Source organism: Gimesia panareensis (assembly GCF_007748155.1).
GTDB lineage: Bacteria > Planctomycetota > Planctomycetia > Planctomycetales > Planctomycetaceae > Gimesia > Gimesia panareensis.
Map to the genome: position 1 here is coordinate 2,368,371 of NZ_CP037421.1, position 20,181 is coordinate 2,388,551.

The window sequence follows — 20,181 nt, forward strand, 5'->3', positions numbered from 1 at the left end:
ATGCAAAACCCAGTCAGTACCAAACGGCTTCGGCAGATTACCGAATGAGTAGCAAGGTTTCAACCAATAGAGACGCAAAGTAACAAATCAATAACCAAATCAAAAATTCGGGTAACCCGAAATCAGCTTTGAGTTTCAAAATAATCAGAGTGCCTATCCCGACAATCATCAGACGCAGCAATGTGGAGACACCCATTACAGCCACTGGAGAAGCATCGCGATACAGAAAACCGGCTGCCAGAAAGATAATCAGACCCGGGGTCAGGCAGAGTAATGTTGCATAAGCCAGACCTTCCACCGCCTGAGGGCCGACCATCATTTGCGCCGGCACATAAAGTACCGCGAACAAACCCAACAGTGCAGCGGTTAATATGCCGCACTGTTTGAAAGGAGTGTCTATGGTCTTGGGTGTGGGTTGCATGGTCAGCGGGTATTTTTGTTTGATCAAGTGTTGGCGGTTAATTTATGGCGATTAGTAAGAGGATCAGTTTTCCGGTTGAGAGTCTGTTGCGGACTGATGATCATTCCCGTGATTTGAGTTCCTCTGGTCAGTCGACTGATCTCTTTTCTTTCGTTCCTTACGCTCGGCTTCTTTAGCCATTTGTAGCAAATGAGCCATCCCACAGACAAAACCCAGCAGTGCACCAACGGCAGTCAGCCAGGGCGATGTGTTCCATTTCTCGTCCAGCCAGTGACCTAGAAACGCAGGCAAAGCCATTTCCAGACTTACTGTAATCAATCGGCTGACCCATTGATGGGCTTCTACAAGAGTAGAATGAGTCCGCCGATCCGGTTGAGGCATGGGGGGGGCTTGCTTTCGATGATGTATCAAAAACAGTAGATCATGTCAGAGTCAGCATTCACTTTATGGCGAGTTCAAACTGACTAGTCCAGAATGTAAAGACATGTCCTCCGGGAGTCAAAGTATCTGCAACCTGATTTATGCGAATACTGGTTTTCTCAAAAATGGAATTCTGGATCCAGGGGGTCTATTAGTCATAAGAATAGAGAGCTGATTCATCAAACAGAATCGAATTGAAGATGTTCACCTCACTTAATGATTACTTAAACGATGTGAAGAAATTCTCATGAGGGTTTGAGTGTTTTGACTGCAGGGATGCGAATGACCACTTAAGCAGCCACCAGTACCGAGTTGAACTGCTGACATGAATTTTTGATGAGGCTAAATTTGTAACTTGTTGGAATAATAAGAGATAGCATTTGTCTGGATAAGATTTTATATAATTGGAAACGCTGCGATAGTTGCTTTTTATCAACACCCGTGTTAAAAGTGATCTCACGCTTCAAGCATGATTCATGTGTCTTATCGCGTTTCAGTCCATTTTCAAACTTGATTCACAAGCTGGTAAATCTGGTTTTACCTCAATGAACAAGACCATTTGAGACTGTCTGAACGTGCAGACAAGAAGTGTAAGGAACTGCTGGAGATCAACTTCGATTCTGAACCAGTTCCTGAAATTGAGAATTACTACTAGTGGCTTTCTGTTCTGGGGAGAGTAGCGTCCTGGTCGAAATTTTGATTTGACGTTTACAAGGTGTTCATAACGTTCGGGCCGTTAGAATCAATGGATTATTAACTTCTGCGGCTGTAAGAATGTGTTGGAACGGGGCAGAGTGCTTTATATTGATCCTGAGTGTCATGGAAGACTAAGAGCATAATCAGGACGCCGACCAGCGTCTTGGTTGATATTTGGGAGTCATTCCTAATGTCCCCAACGATTCTAAAGTCCCTCGAGAGTCAAACTCGTCGCGATTTAGCAGCAACTGCCAAATCACATGGAATTGCCGGCTGGCACGGTATGCGAAAGCAGGAACTGGTCAAAGCCATTGCCAAAATCAAGATGGCCAAATCCAAGCCCAAACGCAAAACCAATTCTAACGGCAAAAAACCAACTTCTCCCTCTTCATCATCTTCTCCGAGACCAGCAGCGGTTCCGGCTTATCCTTCTCAAAGCTCTTCCACTCAAACTCCCACCGAGCATCAGGCACGCATTCAAAAGCTGCTAAAATCGAACGGGCAGTGTTCTCACAACGAGAAAATGCTTCCTACTTCAGAATCGGTTGAGACTAAACTGACCGCCCAGGTCAAAGACTCCCACTGGTTACTTGCGAATTGGACGATTACTCAATCCAGCCTGGATCGCGCGAAAGCAGCTCTGGGTGCTTACTGGTACCAGGCAGTACCCGTGATTCGTGTCTATGACATTACCACAAATGAAAACAGCCGCACCAGTAAAGCGTATGTTAAAGATGTCGAAGTAAAAATTGATTCGGGGCTGTGGTACGTGCAGATCGATCAGCCTGCCCGTTCTTACAAATTACAACTTGGTTTTGTCACTCCACAAAACAAGTTTTTCGGTCTGGTTTACTCGCACAAACTGACTCCCCCCATGCCGGAAGTGTGTGATAAGAGTGGTAAGATCAAACGGCGGCTGGATAACAACTATTCGGCAACCCGTTCCCGTCGGTATACCTCTCGTACGGAAAACGGCAATGGTGCTCTGACTCGACTTTCACTGCCTTTGACCCTGGATCCCAGCGGCGAAACGAATGGTTCTCGCACTAAACAGGCGAAAAAGAAGGAATTCCATGTTGAAACGGAACTGCTCATTCATGGTACTTCCGATCCTCAGGCAGAAGTCACCCTGCTCGGCGAAAAAATTCCCGTCAGTAAGGAAGGGCGATTTGCCCTGCGGTTAAGCCTGCCCAATGGTCGCCAGGTGATTCCCGCTGTGAACACCTCTTCCAATAAACGACGTCAGCAGACGATTGTCCTGGCAATTGAACGGAATACCAAAGACCTGGAACCCGTTCAACTCGACGAATAACTGAACTAGGCGCTCGCATCGCCAGATGACTGACAGAGGGCGCTTCTCTGTCAGTCGGCGTTGCCGTAATAGACCTCGGTGGCCAACCCGGTCTTTTCGCGCACTTTGCGGGCGATTTCGTCGACCTGTGCTGACTTGAGTGAAGCAACATAGTCTTCCGCCGTCCTGCGGGCGATCGTATAAACCTGTACCAGCTTGATCTGTCCCCCCGCAGTCACAATTTCTTTCAGACGCGCGCAATAAGCGTCGATTTCTGCAGCATCAGGTGGCTGCTGATCCACAAGCATGAACAGGCTCTGAATGACAATCGGACGCTGTCTGGCAGCCTCCGTGATGTTCTCCAGGATCTGTGAGAAGCGAATTTTGGTGCGGTCGATCAGTTTAAAATAGTCTTCCGTTCCCGCATCCAGCTTGGCCCAGACCTCTCCCTGATTCTCATCGAAAATCTTCAACGCAGCCTGCGTCCCCGGACGGTGAAACATGCTCGCATTGCTGATCAGCACCAGTTTGACATCATCCGCACCATGCTTACGTTTGAGCTCTGCCACTGCAGCCACGATCTGGTCGAAATTCTTATAGGTCGTGGGCTCACCATCGCCTGAAAACGCGATGTCATTCAACCGCCTTAATTCCTCAGGCACGGATTTGAACTTTTCATCCGCGTAGATTTCACCACTGAGAACAAACTTGAGCATGTGGTCCAGTTCCAGCAGCAACTGCTCTGTCCCCACAAAACGGGTTTCGGACTCTTCGCGGCGATCTACCTGACAATAAATACAGTCAAAATTGCAGATCTTGTCCGGATTCAGATTCACGCCGATGGAAATGCCCTTACTCCGCCGGGATAAGACCGGGTAGACGAACTTATTTTCGTGATAAGTCCGCTGATGCTGGGAGTGCAGGGGAAGTGAAGAGGTCATGTTTCAGGTTCCGAATGATTAAGTGGTTCTATCATTTTTATATGACGCGTCCTCCTGAAAGACAAGAGGCGGCTGCAAAGTTATCACCTTGTGACCAGTAAGTATCATGCAGGACAGTCAATAAAAAACGCGGCGGGAACAGAGATCCGTTCCCGCCGCGTTGGTTTGTTACTCAGTGATGAGCTACCCTGGATTAGACCTCTTTGGAGTCAATCCAGCTCATCATCCGCCGCAGTTCTTTACCTACAGCTTCGATCGGATGCTGCCGGTTCAGGCGACGAATCGCTTTGAAGGAAGCCTGGTTGGCTTTGTTTTCCAGCAACCAGTTCTTTGCGAATTCACCGGTCTGGATCTCTTCCAGAATCTTCTTCATTTCCTTGCGGGTTTCGTCCGTGATGATCCGGGGACCGCTGGAGTAGTCACCATATTCAGCAGTGTTGGAAACACTGTACCGCATGTAGTTCAGACCACCCTGGTAGAACAGGTCGACGATCAGCTTCAGTTCGTGCATACATTCGAAGTAGGCCATTTCGGGCTGATAACCGGCTTCCACCAGGGTATCAAAACCGGCTTTGACCAGTTCGCTGACGCCACCACAGAGCACAACCTGCTCACCGAACAGGTCGGTTTCGGTTTCTTCAGCAAATGAGGTTTCAATCACACCACCACGGGTACCGCCGATCCCCTTGGCGTAGGCCAGGGCCAGTTGACGGGTGCTTTCAGAAGCCCCTTCAACCAGGGCGATCAGCGAGGGAACACCGCCCCCTTTGACATATTCGCTGCGTACCAGGTGGCCGGGACCTTTGGGGGCGACCAGGGCTGCATCAACGCCGGCGGGCGGAACAACCTGGTTGAAGTGAATGTTGAAACCGTGCGAGCAGAGCAGCAGGTTGCCCTTGCTCAGGTTCGGCAGAATTTCGCTTTTGTAGAGATCGCCCTGTACTTCGTCGGGGAGCAGGATGTTGACCAGGTCACCCTGTTTGGTGGCTTCTGCAATCGAGACCGGCTCGAATCCATGGCTCACAGCCAGATCGTAGTTTTCACTCCCTTTACGCTGTCCAATAATGACGTTACAGCCACTGTCGCGAAGGTTTTGTGCTTGAGCATGCCCCTGGCTTCCGTAGCCGAGGATGGCAATGGTTTTGTCTTTCAACAGCGACAAATCTGCATCGTCATCGTAATAAATAGTTACTGCCATAATCCTGATCTCTTGTATTGATGTAAGTCGGACAGAAGCAGAACCGGATCCGCTTCTAAAAGGGAACTTGAACAGACAAACGTTGTTTTGAATGGGATTCAGAAGACAACGGGCTGCTCAGAGAGAACAAAACAACCGTGATTCACTTTTCTGTTTGTTCGCGTTGGATTCTTAAACGGTTTCCACAGTTTCGGAAGAGACGTCTGCTTTAACTGTTTCAGAGCGTAACAGGGCAATGCGACCTGTACGTACGATCTCGAGAATCCCAAACGGTCTCATCACGTCAATAAATGCATTGATCTTAGATTCCTGACCGGAGATCTCGATCATTACGTTTTCAGCGCTGACGTCAACGATTTTCGCACGGAAAATGTCGACTAATTCGCGAATTTCTGACCGGGTTTTTCCGGGAGTGGCCACTTTCATCAGCATCAGGTCGCGTTCGACATAATCCTGACGGGAAAAGTCAACGACTTTCACCACAGTCACCAGCTTTTCCAGCTGTTTTCTGACCTGATCCAGCTTGTTGTAATCACCGACGACAAAGGTAATTCGGGAAAATTCGGGTTCTTCGGTTTCACCGACAGCCAGGCTCTCGATATTAAAGGAGCGCGAGGCCAGCATGCCTGAAATCTGGGCCAGGACACCCGGTTGATTCATGACCAGAGCAGAAAGAATGTGTTTCATCCCAAAACCTTAATCCGTGTACAATCAGAAACTCAAATTACGTGAAAAGTGATTGAAGCATACAGTCTAGTCGCGGCAGTGAGTCCCGGCAAGTCCTGCACTCGAGAACTCTCAGACTCAGCTTATGATCAGGACGATTAGACCGATTATGCTCCCGTCAGACTGCTGGACCAGACAGTTTTCAGGCAGATTGGGTTCATTCAGGGCAAAAACTCCTCAGAGTCGCGTAATTTGACCATTAGCGGCCATTAGTGGATCGGGAAGTTTTGACAGCCGGCGCGGACTCTGTTTTAATAAATCACCGACCCTCAGCCAAATACCGATCCTTCACGAAAAGAACGAGAGCACGGATGACTCAAAACTGGCGATTTGCCCCCCACGATGAATCACAGATACGCCGCCTCAGTTCGGAAATGCGGATCTCCCCACTCCTGGCCCAGGTACTGATCGCCCGTGGCCTCCGGGATGCTTCCGTAGCCCGGGGTTTTATCAACGCCCGCATGAACGAGCTGCTCGACCCCTGTTCCATGCCCGGCATTGAACAGGCCGCCGATCGAGTCATCGCCGCCCTGCAGGCCAAACGGCGGATCACCATCTATGGCGATTACGACGTCGACGGTATGACCGCGACCAGTATTCTGCTGCAGTGCATTACCCTGGCCAACGGTCAATGTGATTATTTCATCCCCAATCGCCTGGATGATGGTTACGGCCTGAATTGCGATGCCATCCGCGAACTGCACGAGGAAGATCCCCAGCGACTGCTGATCACGGTCGACTGTGGTATCACCAGTGTCAAAGAGGCCGCTCTCGCCAAAGAACTGGGGCTGGAACTGATTATTACCGATCACCACCAGATGAGCGAAGAACTGCCTGACGCCGATTGTCTGGTCCATCCTCGTCTTCCGGGCAGCGAATACGAATTCCCCCACCTGTGTGGTGCCGGTGTTGCTCTAAAGCTGGCCTGGGCCATCTGTCAGAAACTGGGAGACGGGCAGAAAGCTTCTCCGCAGATGCGTGAGTACCTCAAATGCGCCGTAGGGCTGGCGGCGATCGGGACGATTGCGGATGTGATGCCCCTGACCGGCGAAAACCGGATTATTGTCCGTTACGGGCTGGGCGCACTCGCAGAACTGGCACCGCTGGGACTGCAGGAACTGATGAAGGTCGCCGAAATCAAAACCGGTCAGCCCCTCGATACCGAAGACATCGGATTTGCAATCGCCCCGCGCCTGAATGCAGCCGGGCGCTTAGGGCAGGCCAGACTGGCTGTGGAACTGCTGACAACCAACAATCGGGAACGGGCGGTCCAGCTGGCGCTCTACCTGGATGAACTCAACAAAAACCGGAGAACCGTCGAACGCCGGATTTTGAAGCAGGCCAAGGAGATGGTCGAAGAGCATGCCGACTGGCAGGAGCACCAGACCCTGGTGCTGGCCCATCCGGACTGGCATCCCGGAGTGATCGGCATTGTCGCCAACCGGGTGGCCGAACATTTTGAGAAACCCACCGTTTTGATCGCCCTCGAAGCGACCTCCAAAACCGGTCAGGGTTCCGCCCGATCCTTCGCTGGTTTTGATCTGCATGCCGGTTTCTCAGCCTGTGCCGATCACCTGATTCGCTTCGGGGGACATCAGGCAGCCGCCGGCCTGCGAATTGAAGAAGACAAAATCGAAGATTTCCGCCAGGCTTTTGCAGAATACGCGGCCAATGCACCTCCGCCCTCCGACGATGATCTGCTGGTGCGGATTGACGCCGAAGTCTGTCTGAATGAAATCACCAAGCAGGCGGTTCTGGAGCTGGATTGCCTGGGGCCGTTCGGACAGGAGAATCCGCGTCCGCAATTTGTAGCCACTCGCGTAGAACTGGCTGAGCCTCCCAAAACGATGGGAGAAGGGGGCCGGCATCTCTCACTGGTCTTCCAGCAGCACAAGACCCGCATTCGCGCGATTGCCTTCGGCAAAGGCGAGTGGGCGAGCCAGATGGAAGAGGCGGGGGGACCGTTCTCTATCAGCTTCGCCCCCGGCATCAATCGGTTCCGGGGCTTTGAAAGTGTGCAACTGCACCTCAAAGACTGGATTTCCGAACAAGCTGACGCGCCTGTCACTTCCTGACTCAGGTCCTTATTCTCAGTTTTCGCTGATCAACTCGATGCCTGAAATTAACGGTGCCGTGTTGGAACCGACAGCGGAGTTGAATTCCAGCACCAGCTGGTCCGTCACCTGGATGCCAGGAAATTCCTTGATCAGACTCTGCATAGGCTGACCGGTCTCCGCCAGGATATCGAAGTCCTGCAATACACGTTCTCCCTGCAGGAGGACATCAAACTTCCGGTCGCCCGGTTTCAGTTTCCGATTCGGTTCAGTGAAGGTCAATCGGACCGTATAACGTCGGGCATTCTGATTCACTTTCGCTGTAACAGTCTCAGCGTGGTTCTCCGTTTGTGTCTCTTTCTTCTTGAGAATCAATCGAGCCGATCCAGAACTGGCTCCTCGATAAGAACGGGCCGTACGTGTGCCGGTGCCCGTAATTAGAAAAGTGAGTTGATTCCCCGGTTTCCAGCCGGGTTGCTGGCGAATCTCATCCAGGATTGGCTTCAGATCGGGAGTCCGTTGTGCCTCGCCTGCCGCATCCACTTTCGTCCAGGCCGGGGGAGCCCATTCCACGGTCGCGTGTGTTCGCTTGCGAGAAGAGAGATTCTGCTTTGTTTCTGCCAGCGGTTTGGAATCGGCTGCCAGTTCGCCCTGGATCTTCAGTCGGCAGTCCTTCTTGCCGGTTTCATCCACGGTGAATTGAATGAAGGCTGCTTCCAGTTCGTCTGCGCGAGACAGCGGAATGTCGGTAAAACGAATGGCTACAACCTGGGGATCGTTCCCATCCAGGCCCAGTTCCAGATCGCTGCTGTTCATACTCACTTTCCCCTGGGGGGCTTCTTCGGCATAGTCATCAACACTGGCCACGGGGATGCCCCCCGTGCTGTCAGCAGACGTCTGCTGGTGGATCGCGATTGTGATTTTCTGCGGATCCTCAATACCGGATGCAGCGACCCAGCTTAAGCCAGGACTCGAATTGCTGTCTCTGATTTTGAGGGCATGCCGCCGAAAGGTACGATACTGTTTGTTGGCGATTTTGACTTCTAAATCCGGTGATTCCCCGCCCACGCTGGGATAATCCAGCCAGAGAGTACCTGAATCCGATTTGCGGTCGCCGGGGGCACCGAAGTTGATCCCCGCCTGTTTGACGATGCCGGTCGACTCTGCTGCATCACTCAGCTGGCTGTTAGTCCAGACTTCAATTTCCGGCATATGGATCAGTGCCAGTGAAGTCTGATTCTGGTAAGAGCAACTGCAGGTTCGCGTGTAATCCGGCGCATTGAGCACTCCGTTGGCCACGACCAGGTTCGACGTACAGCTCGATTTAAAACCACCAAAATTCCCGGTCCCACTCTTTGTTGCCAGATCGTAAAAGCCCGCAGCGCCGGAGCGGAACGTCAACAGGTTCTCGCTGGCGATGACGTAATTGCAGCCATAAGTCCGGGAAAACTTGAGCGGTTCTTTCTCGCGAGTGATCGGATTGGTAATCGTGTAGGGACTGCCATCCCTGATATGGAAGGCTCCGCCCGAAACCTGATAGGAATTTGCCGAGGTGATGATCAGATCATTGTGCAGCACTAAGGGACCCGTATATTTCTGATCCTTTTTCTGCCAGAGAACACTGCCATCCTCGGCACGATAAGCAATCATGCCCTGTCCGACTTCGTCGCTGAGCCGGTCGCTTGCCCGGGCACCAGCTTCCAGCAGCAGATCGTGTTTCTCGGAATATCCCAGCCAGGATCCGAAGATATGCTCGCGGGTCGACCAGAGTTCTTTTCCGGTCTGCAGATCGAGGCAGATGATCCGATACTTTGAAGGGTCTGCCATCCCTCGACGCGACAGTTTTTTCTCGGCACTGGCCGGGAGTTTGTCGAGGCAATACAGGCGATTGCGTCCCGCGACGATGCCGTTATGCAGAAACGAATGCACGGCATCGACCTGCCAGAGTTTGTCGCCTGAATGACGGTCGAAAGCAATCAGTCCTCCACTGGCAGAGAGGTCCGTCGCCGCCGGACCGTCTTTACCCGGTTTCTCCTGGACACGTTTGCCGTAATGAGCAAACCCGTTGCCGGCCAGCAGGATGTTCTGATCCACAGCGATGAACGCCCAGTCGTTTTTCGGATCGGGGAGCTTGATGATCTGCTTCGTCTTGCCATCAGCGGCATTCAGCACATGGCATTCCGAGCCAATGGCGAGATAGACCTCTTCTGCTGTCGCGATATAGTTTGTGCCGCGAGCATTCGCACCGGGGATATGTTTCTGGTTGTATTGCGTACTGAGTGGAGTGTCGGCATAGGTTGAGTTAAAATAGATCCCGAATGTGCCCAGATCTTCAAATTCGCGCCGCCAGAGGACTTCGCCCGTATAGACGTCGCGGGCACTGAGGCTGTTCATCCCCTCCAGAAAAGTGCGACCGCCGATCACCTGTTCGGGAGGACCATGCCCATGACGTGGCAGAACATCTTCGTGCGTATTTCCTCCAAACCAGAGCACACCTAGTGGCAGTTTGACCCGCTTGTCATTCGATTTGACGCTGTTCGCGATATCCCCATACTGATGGGTCCAGTCAGCAGAATCGGGCAGGGCCCCCACACGCCGAATCAGGATGCCTGCTGAGTTCGTAACGATTTCAGCTTTGGGTAACTCCGCTTCTCGGATCTTCTCCTGCAACGCTTTAACCTGTTCTGCTGCAACCGGAATCCAGACCACGCCGCCATAAGGGCGAACTGAGCGATAAATCTGCTGCAAAGTCTCTGCTGTTAGCGACTGTGTCTGCGCCGGACTGATCATTGTCACGCGGGCGATATGCTGCGGCGCCTGGAAACTTTGCGGAGTTGCCTGGTGCACCGAGAGGCGTGTTCCATATTCCCCCCGTTCGTCGTAACGTTTGCGCAACTTAGCGACTTGTGTTGTGTCAGGGTCCAGAACCACGAGTCGCAGACCGGACGTTTCGAGGAGCGCATCTATGACGGCAGGTTCGTCTCCCCCAACGCAGATCGCATACCCGGTTCTGGCCTCGGTCTGCTGCAGTAAACTTTTGACGGTTTTCAGTACAGCAGGATCAGCTGCCGGTGGTGTGGCTGTCGCCTGCTCTATTGGAGACGGCAATTGCCGTTCCCCGGGCACACCGAAAGCCATGATTTCACCTTCCAGAGTGACCGCGAAGAGCTTATTGTCAGCAGCCAGTAAGCGGGCGACCTGACCATTGATCGGCTGTTGCCAGGCAAGAGTGGGTTTTTCTTCTGCACTGGCAGGCAGATTTACGGCTGAAATACTGGCTTCACCAGCTGCATAAATACGATTTCCGGCGTGGATCAGATCCCCCTGTCCATCGACGGGAAGTGACCAGAGTACCTGATGCTGCTGATTGAAAGCTTCCAGAACCGGCTGCTTATTTTTCACGCCAGCTGAATAGAGTTGCCCGTCGTGCAAAACCGGTTCGTTGTGCACATACAGGGTGGGTAAGCCGGTCTCCAGGCTATAAGCGCGAACGCCCTTGTAGCGGGTATGCACGTAAAACTCTTTCTCACCAGAAATCACGAACGAGCCGCCGTTCCCTTTGCCTCCCAGATGAAAATACTTCATTTCGCCTGTCTTGCGATCCAGGGCGGCAGGGACGGAACGGCCGCCAGGCACCAGCAGCAGGTCTTCTGTTGCGACGAGCGTCCCCTGGGGAGCCACGCCGGCAAAGGATGGGGCACTGTGGGGCTGTTTAATATAGCTGGCACTCGTTGAATCATTTACCCAGACCACGTTCCCCGTTTCTGCATCCAGGGCATAGATGAAGGTTCCCATAAACGGCCAGATACTGGCAGCAAAGTAGATCTGATCTCCATACAAAACTGGTCCCCCCCGGGCAGGCCAGGCCGAGATGACACGCTGATTCCCGAGTGCTTTCTGCGCAGCGGGGGCGCCCCGGAATTTCCAGACCAGCGTTCCGTCACTGCTGTTGAGGCAGTAGAGATAACCATCATCACTGACGAGGTACACTCGATCTTCAGTCGCGACAGGAGAAAAGCGAACTGGGCCCTCAGTGAAGAACGTCCATAGTGTTTTGCCCGTCCGAGTGTCGAGCGCGACGAGTTTATCGGCATCGTTGAATCCCACGAACATCCGCCTGCCATAGACGACTGGCTCGAACACTTTGTCGTAAGTCATCAGGTCATTATTCAGGGTATCGTCCCAGACCTGTTTCCGGGGACCGAATTTGCGGGTCCAGAGGGGAGTCAACTGATCCGGTAGCGAATCGGGGGTCGATGCAGTATGCCCGGCATTGTAGCGCCACATCGGCCAGTTGCCTGCTTTTACGCATGTGGCACTGGTCAACAAAAACACCAGAAAGAACAGAATCCGAAAACAATGGATTTGGTGAGTCATAGAGTTCGTTTTCGTAGATTGATGGTGAAAGAACAGCAGGGCAGGGTGGTTAACGGGAAATGGACTTATTGCGGCTCTTCCGATTTTACATTGACATACAGGGTGGCACACCCCCAGAGAAACAGGAGAACGCCGGAAGCCTGAAAGAGCCAGCCCAGGCCCGGATCCAGAAAGCCAAACAGGAACAAGCCTGCTCCCCCGACAATCACCAGCAGGTCTTCCTTATGTTTTTTTATCTGCTGTCGCAGACCCGTTTTGAGCAACATGGAATCTTTCATCTGAAAAATCAGGAATATTTCAAATTTTCTGAGCAAAAACGAATCGCTCCAGCCTCTAATCTAATAAGGATTTATCAAAATTTCCTGATCGATTTGGGAATATTTCAAGATCGTCGTTCATATTTCGAATTCTGATCAGACCGGTTCCGGGTTCCGCACCGGGAACGCTCTTGTATTGCTGCAAGCTGATTGTACAATTGACTATATGTAGTGTGCCTGTTCCTGGCAATCATTTCTCTTCAGATTCAGTCAACCTGTTGTCCGTAATTCTAAAAGGACTGCACCCGTGTTAAGTGCCTATAATAAAAAGCACAACCGAGGTTTGAGGGCGGACAATTTCCTGCTGCTGGCAGGTCTGATTCTGATGTTTTCCTGCGCGACAGCCCTCCCGGCAGAAGAGGTCTCTACTGACTCCCGGTCTCCCCGCCTGGCGCACCAGATTGATCAATTGATTACACAGGCGCGACAGCAGCAACAGGTCCAGGCAGCACCACGCTCCACTGATGCGGAATTCATGCGGCGGGTCTATCTGGATCTGACCGGGAAAATTCCTCCCGTGGCGGAGGTGCGTCAGTTTCTGGCAGACTCGGTGCCCGACAAAAGAGAACGCCTGATTGACCGACTGCTGGCCAGTCCCGGTTTTGTAGTCCATTTTACCAGTCTCTGGCGGAATATCCTGATTCCGGAGGCAGGCACCGATCCACTGGCACGTCAGCAAGTGCCTGAATTTGAAGCCTGGCTGCGCTCTCAGCTGCAGCAGGATACATCCTATGACGCGCTGGTCCGTGCCATCGTCGGCGCTCCCTTTGATGAAACTACGCGTACGACAGGGCAGACAACCGCAGCTGAGCCTACTGCACGTGCCTTCTACCTGGTCAAGCAGCTCAAACCGGAGAGTCTGGCTGCCAGTACCTCTCGCGCATTCCTGGGGGTGCGGATCGAGTGTGCCCAGTGTCACGATCATCCCTTTGACACCTGGAAACAGGATCAGTTCTGGCAATTCGCAGCCTTTTTTGCCAACATTGACCAGCCTCAACCAAATTCATTTTTGACACCGGCCAATTTGCGGGAGGTCTCAGGTAAGCCCGAGATTAAGATTCCCGATACAAATCGGCTGGTCGAAGCGACCTATCTGAACGGGAAGCAACCCGACTGGAAAGAAACTCCGTCCCGCCCCCGCCAACGGCTGTCGGAATGGATTACCTCAGCACAAAACCCCTATTTCGCCAAGGCGACAGCCAATCGGGTCTGGAGTCTGTTTTTCGGACGGGGAATTGTGGATCCCGTAGACGATTTTTCCTCGACCAATCCCGCCTCCCATCCGGAACTCCTGGAAGTGATGGCACGTGCGTTTCAGAAACACGACTATGACCTGAAATACCTGATTCGTGAAATTACGAATTCGGAGACCTACCAGCTTACCAGTCGTCAGACCGATCCCAGCCAGTCTCGTGTGGAATGGTATGGTAAAATGCCGACACGGGGACTGACCGCAGAACAGATCTTCGCCAACCTGGTACAGGCGACCGGTTTCTTCCGTCAAACCGCAGAGACAGACCCGCAGCTGATTGCACCAGGTATGAATTCACCCCAAGCGGAAATTCAGGATCTGTTTCAAACCGATTCAGAGAATCAGCTGGATCCACGGGCCACGATCCTGCAGGCCCTGGCTCTGATGAACGGCACCTTCATTACCAACGCCACCAGCCTGGAACAGTCGGATGTGTTTACCGCGATTGTCGAATTCCCGGGACAGTCGAGCGAACAGAAAATCGAAGCCTTCTATCTGTCGACACTCTCCCGACCGCCGACCGAATCAGAGTTGAACAGACTGAAAACCTATATCAATTCGAGTGAAGAGAAAACAGAAGCGTACGCGAACCTGTTCTGGGCCCTGTTAAACAGTAGCGAGTTTTTACTGAATCATTAAATGATGACTGCAGACAACAAAACAATCTGTAACTGCCTGATCACAGCCGTGCTGGGACTGTTCCCGGTGAATGGCAGTGCTGCGGGCGAATTGCAGGGTGCGATTCCTCCGAAAGCGTCTGCGCAGCACATTCTGCTCCTGGCGCCGTCAGCTCCGGTCGTGATCGAATTGAAAATCCTGGTCGACGACGCCGATTTTTGTGCCACGACCACCGATTATATCGAACGTCTGTTTGTTTCGCTCGATCGGAACGAGGATCAGTTGATTGACCTGAAAGAGATGGAAAACGTCCCGGCGTTTGGCATTCGAAAATTTGATCAGGGGAGCCCGGCAGAACGGTTACAGATGCTGGATGTCGCTCCCCGCGATGAGAAATTAAGCCTGGCGGAGTTTGCAGCCTACATTCACCGGGCACAGGGGACTGCGTTTCGCATTGCTGGGGCCCCCACACGCTCATCCCAGGTGATCGAACTGTTTCGCAAGCTGGACCACAATGGGGATGGCTCGGTCAGCGACAGTGAATTTGAAGCAAGTTCCCGGGCGTTGGCTCAATACGATCGCGATGAAGACGAAGTCTTGAACCTGGCGGAACTGCGTCCTTTCAGTGCTGCTCAAAATGGAATCACGGTACAGGCGGCCCGCGGCGAAACCGAGACTCCTTTTCGTCGCCTGGACAATGACAGTTCCATCAGGCAGGCTGCTGAGGAATTACTGAAAAAGTATGTGGAGTATGCCAATCCCAAACAGGATGCCCTGGCACTGGCCTGCTTCAATACCACCGGTGAAATGACCGCAAGCATACGGGGATTTGATCGTGATGCAGATGGGTTCCTGAATCGCGAGGAGATGTTTGCCTGGCTGCAGCAACCGGTCTGCGATCTGCAGCTGGAAATATCGCTACCCCGCAAAAAAGCCTTCCGTCCCTCGCTGAAGTTTATCCAGAAGCAGACGCCGCGCGTGACCGATGTGGATCCCCAGTCCCGTTCGCGGTTACAGTTGAGAATCGACAGTCTGTTGCTTGAACTGCGTGTTAAGAGTACGCGACACATGCTGGCCGACAGTGTTCGCTTTTACCAGACCCGTTTTCGGGTCGCTGACGGCGATAAAAACGGCTATCTCACTCCCGCTGAGTTCATGCAGTTAAACGTTCCCGATGCCGACTATAAAAAGGTAGATCAGAATCAGGACGAAATGCTGCACGTCGAAGAGCTGACCGATTTTCTGCTTCAAAAGACCTCCAAGCTTCAGAATCAGGTGGTAATGACGGTCAGCAATGATGGTAAATCGCTGTTTGAAATTCTGGATACCAACCTGGATCGGCGTTTGAGTCCACGCGAACTGAAAAACAGCATCCAGCGTGTCAAAGAATATGACGGCAATCGGGACCAGTCCCTGGATCCCGCAGAATTGCGGGGGCATTTCAAACTGACTCTGGAACTCGGTAAACCGCAATTGTTTCAGTTTGATCCACGGGAAGATTCCATGGCCATGAACCAGAACAGTACAATTCCCCGTACGGTCTCTGGACCACGCTGGTTTCAACGCATGGATCGCAACCGCGATGGCGACATTTCCGAACGGGAATTCCTGTTCGATACAAACACATTTAAAAAACTGGATCAGAATCAGGATCACCTGATCAGCGCTGAGGAAGCGGAGGCTCTCTCCGTGGATTCGGAATAATTAACCTTTTAAAAACAGACGCTCCTGTCGCAAAGGAGAAAACCATGGAACAAATGACAAAATCGAATCGACTGATCGAACGCGTGCAACGCCGCCTGGCGCTGGCTGTCTGGGGACGTGCGCTGTTTGTGTCATTTGCGGTTTGCGCGTCCCTGTATCTGGCGCTGATGCTGTTCAGCCGGTTGACCGGCTACTGGACAGGCTGGTTCACGCTGGAATCGAGCAGCAGCGTTGCCATTGGAACTCTGCTGCTTTCAATCATTCTATTCCGCAAGCCCGATCGGGAGCAGGCGGCTCGTCTGATTGACCAGAGACGGGGAACGAAAGATCTGTTTTTGACGGTGACCATGCTGGAACAGGCCATTGGCAATTACAAACCGCTGGTTGCACAGGACGCGGAAAAGCAGGCGGCGAAAATCAAAGCAGCCCAGGTTGTGGAATTCGCCTGGGGAAAACGGGTTGCCTGGACATGCGGGACAGTGCTGGTCCTGTTTTTGACATTGGAATACGCTCCCCAACTGGATCCGTTTGGGGAGGTGCAGGCGGCAGAAGTCGAACAGGAAAAGGTCAAAGAGTTCCAGAAAGAGAAAAAAGCAACGCGGGCTCGGATGGCAGAGCTGAAAAACAAAGACAACGGCGAAGGGGATGAAGAATCCAAGGATGTCAAGCTGGCAGTTGAGAACCTGAAATCAGATTTCCGCAAAATGTCACCCGGTAAAAAGCAGGAAAATGCCAAATCCCTGGCGGGCCACCAGAAATCACTGGGGGGCAAGTGGCGACAGAAAGCGGAAGAGAATATGAAGAGCATGATGATGAAGGCTGACCAGGCGCAGAAGTTTGGCGGCATGTCGAAAAATGATGGCATGAAGAAGTGGTCCAAAGAACTGCAGGAAGGCTCGACTCAATCGCTTACCAAGGAAATGGATGAGTTGCAGGAACAGCTGCAGCGGTTGATGAAAGAAACCGATCCGGTCAAACGGGAGAAACTGAGAAACGAAATCCAGAAGAAACTGAAGGAAATGGAATCGTTTGCCCGCGAGCAGACCGGTTCTAAACCGATGGCAGCGGCCTTGAAGCGGGCGATGAAACAGATGCAGATGGCACAGTCTAAAGGTCTCTCACCGGAAGAAGCGTTTAAGGAAGCAATGGAATCGGTGGACTTGGCCAAACTGGAACTGAAAGAGGTCGCCCAGTCTGCGAAAGACATGAAAAAACTGGAAGAGGCGCTCAAAGTTCTGCAGATGGCCAAAAAAGCGAATGATAAATCGGCCCTGGATGGCGAAGCCTGTGAGAATTGCATGACCCTGGAAGATTATGAAGAACTTTATGCAGAGATGATGGGCGACATGCAGGGGGAAGGCACAGGAAACGAAGGGCAGGGGGGCGGAGATAAGGTCGACGAGGATGACAAGGTTGAGACCGGATTCAAAACCGAAAAATCCAAGTCGGCAATCACCGCCGGAAAAGTTCTGCTTTCATTCAAGTCCAAGGGACTCAGCGACAGTGGCGAAGCGAAGAAAAACTACAACAAACTGTTTACCGACCTGAAGCAGGGAATGAGTGAAGCCATTATGCAGGAACAGATTCCCCCTGGATACCATGATGGCATCAAACGGTACTTCAACTCACTCGAGAAAAAATCTGAAGAGAATGCACCTCAGAAATGAATGAACTGAACAGGCCGCAGGGCGCGCCTGGCTGGATCACGTTAGCGGTTGTCCTGCTACTCGCCCTGTTGTGCATTGGAGTCGTTTTCTATTACCAGGAGCAGAATGAATCGCTGGTCGTTTATTGCGCACACGATTCCATCTTCTCCGAAAAGATACTCAAGGAATTCGAACAGGAGACGGGCATCCATGTTGAGCCCCGATTCGATACCGAAGCCACGAAATCACTGGGGCTGACCAATCTGATCATTCGGGAAGAGAAGTATCCACAGTGCGATGTGTTCTGGAATAATCAGACACTGGGGACCGCCGATCTGAAAGCGCGTGGCCTGCTGGAAAGCTATCAAGGCGCCGGTTACGAGCGGATTCCGGAACAGTTCAAAGATCCCGAGGGCTGCTGGACCGGCTTTGCCGCCCGGTTGAGAGTTTACATTACCAATACCGATCAACTGGCAGCGAAACCTGCCGCCATTGAAGAGGTATTAGCGGGACCGTTAAACGAAGTCGCGATTGCCAAGCCCCTGTACGGCACAACGCTCACACATTTTACCGTTCTTTGTGATGCCTGGGGACTGGATCGACTCAAAGCATGGTTTGCCGCACAGCAAAAACGTGGAATTCAGGTCACCTCGGGAAATTCCCAGGTCAAAAACCTGGTGGCCGGGGGAGCCTGCCGGCTGGGATATACGGATACGGACGACTATTTTGTCGCCGTCGACGAACAGCAACCTGTGGCTGCGATCCCGATTACCGTGGAAGACAAAGTGATTCTGATTCCCAACAGCGTGGCGATTATTAAAGGGACCCATAAGCGGAAACAGGCTGAGAAGCTGGTCGACTATCTGCTTTCCGAAAAGGTCGAACTGGAACTGGCTAAGTCGCAGTCACGGCAGATCCCTTTGGGGCCAGTCGACTGGGAACAGGTCCCCCCGGATGTCAAACAATATCAGTCTGAAATTAAAAATGCATATCCTTTAACAAATCTGGTGAAACCCAGAGAACAAACTCTGGCCTGGCTGAAATCGGAGTATCTGAAATGAGCCTGGCCACAGCCTGTGGCGTGACCGTGTTGCGCAGTTTCTGTATCTCATTGATTGGTGTCTTCCTGGCCCGTCAGCTCACTCCGCTGGCCAGGAAAGGCTTTGAAACCCGTTCCTTTTTACTACTCATTTTGATTCTGTCGCCATTACTGGTTCCTGAATTACTGGTGGGATATGCCTGGTCTCTGATTTCGGTCAGATTCGTGCAGTACCCTGTCATCATTGAATTGATTTATTCACTCCTGATTTTAATGAAAGTAGTCCCCGTGGGAGTTATCTGTTTCAGTCTGGTGGGGGGATCTCTGATCTCTCCTGAAGCGGATTTTATTCGGAAAACATTCTGCGCAGCCGGTTCGCGCCTGGGGACCCTGAAAACACAAGCGAACTTTTTTCTCTGGCAGACGCTGCGCGTCTGGATTCCCGTCTGGGCGTTGTTGTTTTTGTTAAGCTTCCAGGAATTTGAAATGGCCTCGCTGATGTACCGCAATTCCTGGACTGTCTGGATCTTCGATGCCCAGGCCGGAGGCGTCCCGGTCAGAGAAACGCTGTCTTACCTGATCGGCCCTTTGATGATCGAATTCGTCATTCTATTGGGAGTTTTCAGCCTACTGCAGCGTTTTCAGAAATCGGCAGAGAAAATTCAGGCAGTCGATCATTCATCCGTTGAAAAGCAAACGACGTCTTACCTGAGCTGGAGTTATCTTGTCAGTGCCTTCACCCTGATTGTGCTGGTCCCGTTTCTGCTGATTGGCTGGGGCAGTGCCCGTTCTATGCTCAGTCTGCTGAATAACCAGTTTCAGCTGGTCAGTGTGCTCCAGGAGTGTGCCTGGGCTCTGGCCTATGGTGCGACGTCCGGCATCGCAGCCTGGGGAATTGCGGCTTTTTTCTTAAAACAGAATTCAATCAAAATCACACGTTTGGCGGGACTATTCTGTTGTCTGCCCGGCTTGTGTGGTGCATTAATCCTGGCTCTCGTGCTGGCCTCCCTGTTTTTGACGCAGGCCGGCTCTCCTCTCTATGGGACGCCGATTCCGGTTTTACTGGGCTTCGTGTTGTTTCTGTTTCCCCGCGCGCTTTTCCTGCGGCTGATGTTCCTCAAGCGGCAGCAGCACTCCGGACTGTTTCTGGCACAACTGCTGCGTCAGTCACCACACAAATCGCAGTCAGACCAGGGGGGAGAGTTACTCTGGTCCACGTATGGCAGAATGCAGTTCTGGGCGGTGGTGCTGCTGGCCTTCTGGGCCTACTGGGATGTTACAATCAGCTCGATTCTGGCCCCGGGCAGTACCATGACTTCGTCCGTACGTTTATATGGCCTGATGCATTATGGACAGAACGCGATGCTGTCCGCGATTACTTTTTTCTGTTTCCTGGTGCCGGTCTGCTGCAGCCTGGCACTGGTTCCCATTGTCAAAAAATTCTGGATCTCCACTTATCGCGTTCCAGCGTGAAAGCAGTT

General features: G+C 52.3%; 14 protein-coding genes. 7 read left to right on the top strand and 7 right to left on the bottom strand.

Going from position 1 to position 20,181, the window contains the following annotated elements; all coding sequences use genetic code 11:
- Window positions 1-37 precede the first annotated feature (37 nt).
- Together Enr10x_RS08740 and Enr10x_RS30630 are read right to left on the bottom strand one after the other, a co-directional pair.
- Window positions 38-421 (bottom strand): hypothetical protein, encoded by a 384-nt coding sequence (locus Enr10x_RS08740; protein ID WP_145109144.1) that lies wholly within the window; start codon window positions 419-421, stop codon window positions 38-40.
- A gap of 63 nt (window positions 422-484) precedes the next feature.
- Window positions 485-802 carry an AtpZ/AtpI family protein gene (locus Enr10x_RS30630; RefSeq protein WP_145109141.1) on the bottom strand — a complete coding sequence of 106 codons (318 nt, stop codon included), beginning with the start codon at window positions 800-802 and terminating at the stop codon, window positions 485-487.
- 925 nt (window positions 803-1,727) lie between these two features.
- On the opposite strand from Enr10x_RS30630, the gene Enr10x_RS08750 reads away from it, so the two are divergent.
- Entirely contained in the window at window positions 1,728-2,849 is a 1,122-nt protein-coding gene (locus Enr10x_RS08750) for a DUF4912 domain-containing protein (RefSeq protein WP_145448792.1), read from the top strand.
- 50 nt (window positions 2,850-2,899) lie between these two features.
- On the opposite strand, the gene Enr10x_RS08755 is transcribed toward Enr10x_RS08750, so the two are convergent.
- The 3 genes from Enr10x_RS08755 to ilvN all read right to left on the bottom strand — a co-directional run bounded on the left by Enr10x_RS08755 (window position 2,900) and on the right by ilvN (window position 5,654).
- The gene (locus Enr10x_RS08755; RefSeq protein ID WP_145109135.1) at window positions 2,900-3,769 is read right to left on the bottom strand and encodes a radical SAM protein; all 870 of its coding nucleotides are present in this window, start codon (window positions 3,767-3,769) and stop codon (window positions 2,900-2,902) included.
- Between the two features lie 193 nt (window positions 3,770-3,962).
- The gene (gene ilvC / locus Enr10x_RS08760) at window positions 3,963-4,967 is read right to left on the bottom strand and encodes a ketol-acid reductoisomerase (RefSeq protein WP_145109132.1); all 1,005 of its coding nucleotides are present in this window, start codon (window positions 4,965-4,967) and stop codon (window positions 3,963-3,965) included.
- Between the two features lie 171 nt (window positions 4,968-5,138).
- Window positions 5,139-5,654, bottom strand: coding sequence for an acetolactate synthase small subunit (gene ilvN / locus Enr10x_RS08765; protein WP_145109129.1), 516 nt, complete (start codon window positions 5,652-5,654; stop codon window positions 5,139-5,141).
- 350 nt (window positions 5,655-6,004) lie between these two features.
- Between ilvN and recJ the strand changes: the two genes are divergently transcribed.
- Window positions 6,005-7,768: a single-stranded-DNA-specific exonuclease RecJ gene (gene recJ, locus Enr10x_RS08770; protein ID WP_145109126.1), complete on the top strand. Its 1,764-nt coding sequence runs from the start codon at window positions 6,005-6,007 to the stop codon at window positions 7,766-7,768.
- 15 nt (window positions 7,769-7,783) lie between these two features.
- On the opposite strand, the gene Enr10x_RS08775 is transcribed toward recJ, so the two are convergent.
- Entirely contained in the window at window positions 7,784-12,034 is a 4,251-nt protein-coding gene (locus tag Enr10x_RS08775; protein ID WP_197997542.1) for an outer membrane protein assembly factor BamB family protein, read from the bottom strand.
- Window positions 12,035-12,189: 155 nt separating this feature from the next.
- Window positions 12,190-12,390, bottom strand: coding sequence for a hypothetical protein (locus tag Enr10x_RS08780; protein ID WP_145448794.1), 201 nt, complete (start codon window positions 12,388-12,390; stop codon window positions 12,190-12,192).
- Between the two features lie 298 nt (window positions 12,391-12,688).
- Here Enr10x_RS08780 and Enr10x_RS08785 point away from each other — a divergent pair, with 298 nt between their 5' ends.
- The 5 genes from Enr10x_RS08785 to Enr10x_RS29890 are packed head-to-tail and all read left to right on the top strand — an operon-like array spanning window position 12,689 to window position 20,173.
- On the top strand, window positions 12,689-14,332 hold the full coding sequence (locus Enr10x_RS08785; RefSeq protein WP_145448795.1) for a DUF1549 and DUF1553 domain-containing protein: 1,644 nt from the start codon (window positions 12,689-12,691) through the stop codon (window positions 14,330-14,332).
- A complete protein-coding gene (locus tag Enr10x_RS08790; protein WP_145109114.1) occupies window positions 14,333-16,015 on the top strand; it encodes an EF-hand domain-containing protein in 1,683 nt (560 codons plus the stop codon).
- 44 nt (window positions 16,016-16,059) lie between these two features.
- Complete coding sequence (locus Enr10x_RS08795; RefSeq protein WP_145109111.1) at window positions 16,060-17,682, top strand: hypothetical protein; 1,623 nt, start codon at window positions 16,060-16,062, stop codon at window positions 17,680-17,682.
- Window positions 17,679-18,722, top strand: coding sequence for an extracellular solute-binding protein (locus Enr10x_RS08800; RefSeq protein ID WP_145448796.1), 1,044 nt, complete (start codon window positions 17,679-17,681; stop codon window positions 18,720-18,722). Before Enr10x_RS08795 ends, Enr10x_RS08800 begins: the two co-directional genes overlap by 4 nt.
- On the top strand, window positions 18,719-20,173 hold the full coding sequence (locus tag Enr10x_RS29890; RefSeq protein WP_197997543.1) for a hypothetical protein: 1,455 nt from the start codon (window positions 18,719-18,721) through the stop codon (window positions 20,171-20,173). Before Enr10x_RS08800 ends, Enr10x_RS29890 begins: the two co-directional genes overlap by 4 nt.
- Window positions 20,174-20,181: the final 8 nt, after the last annotated feature.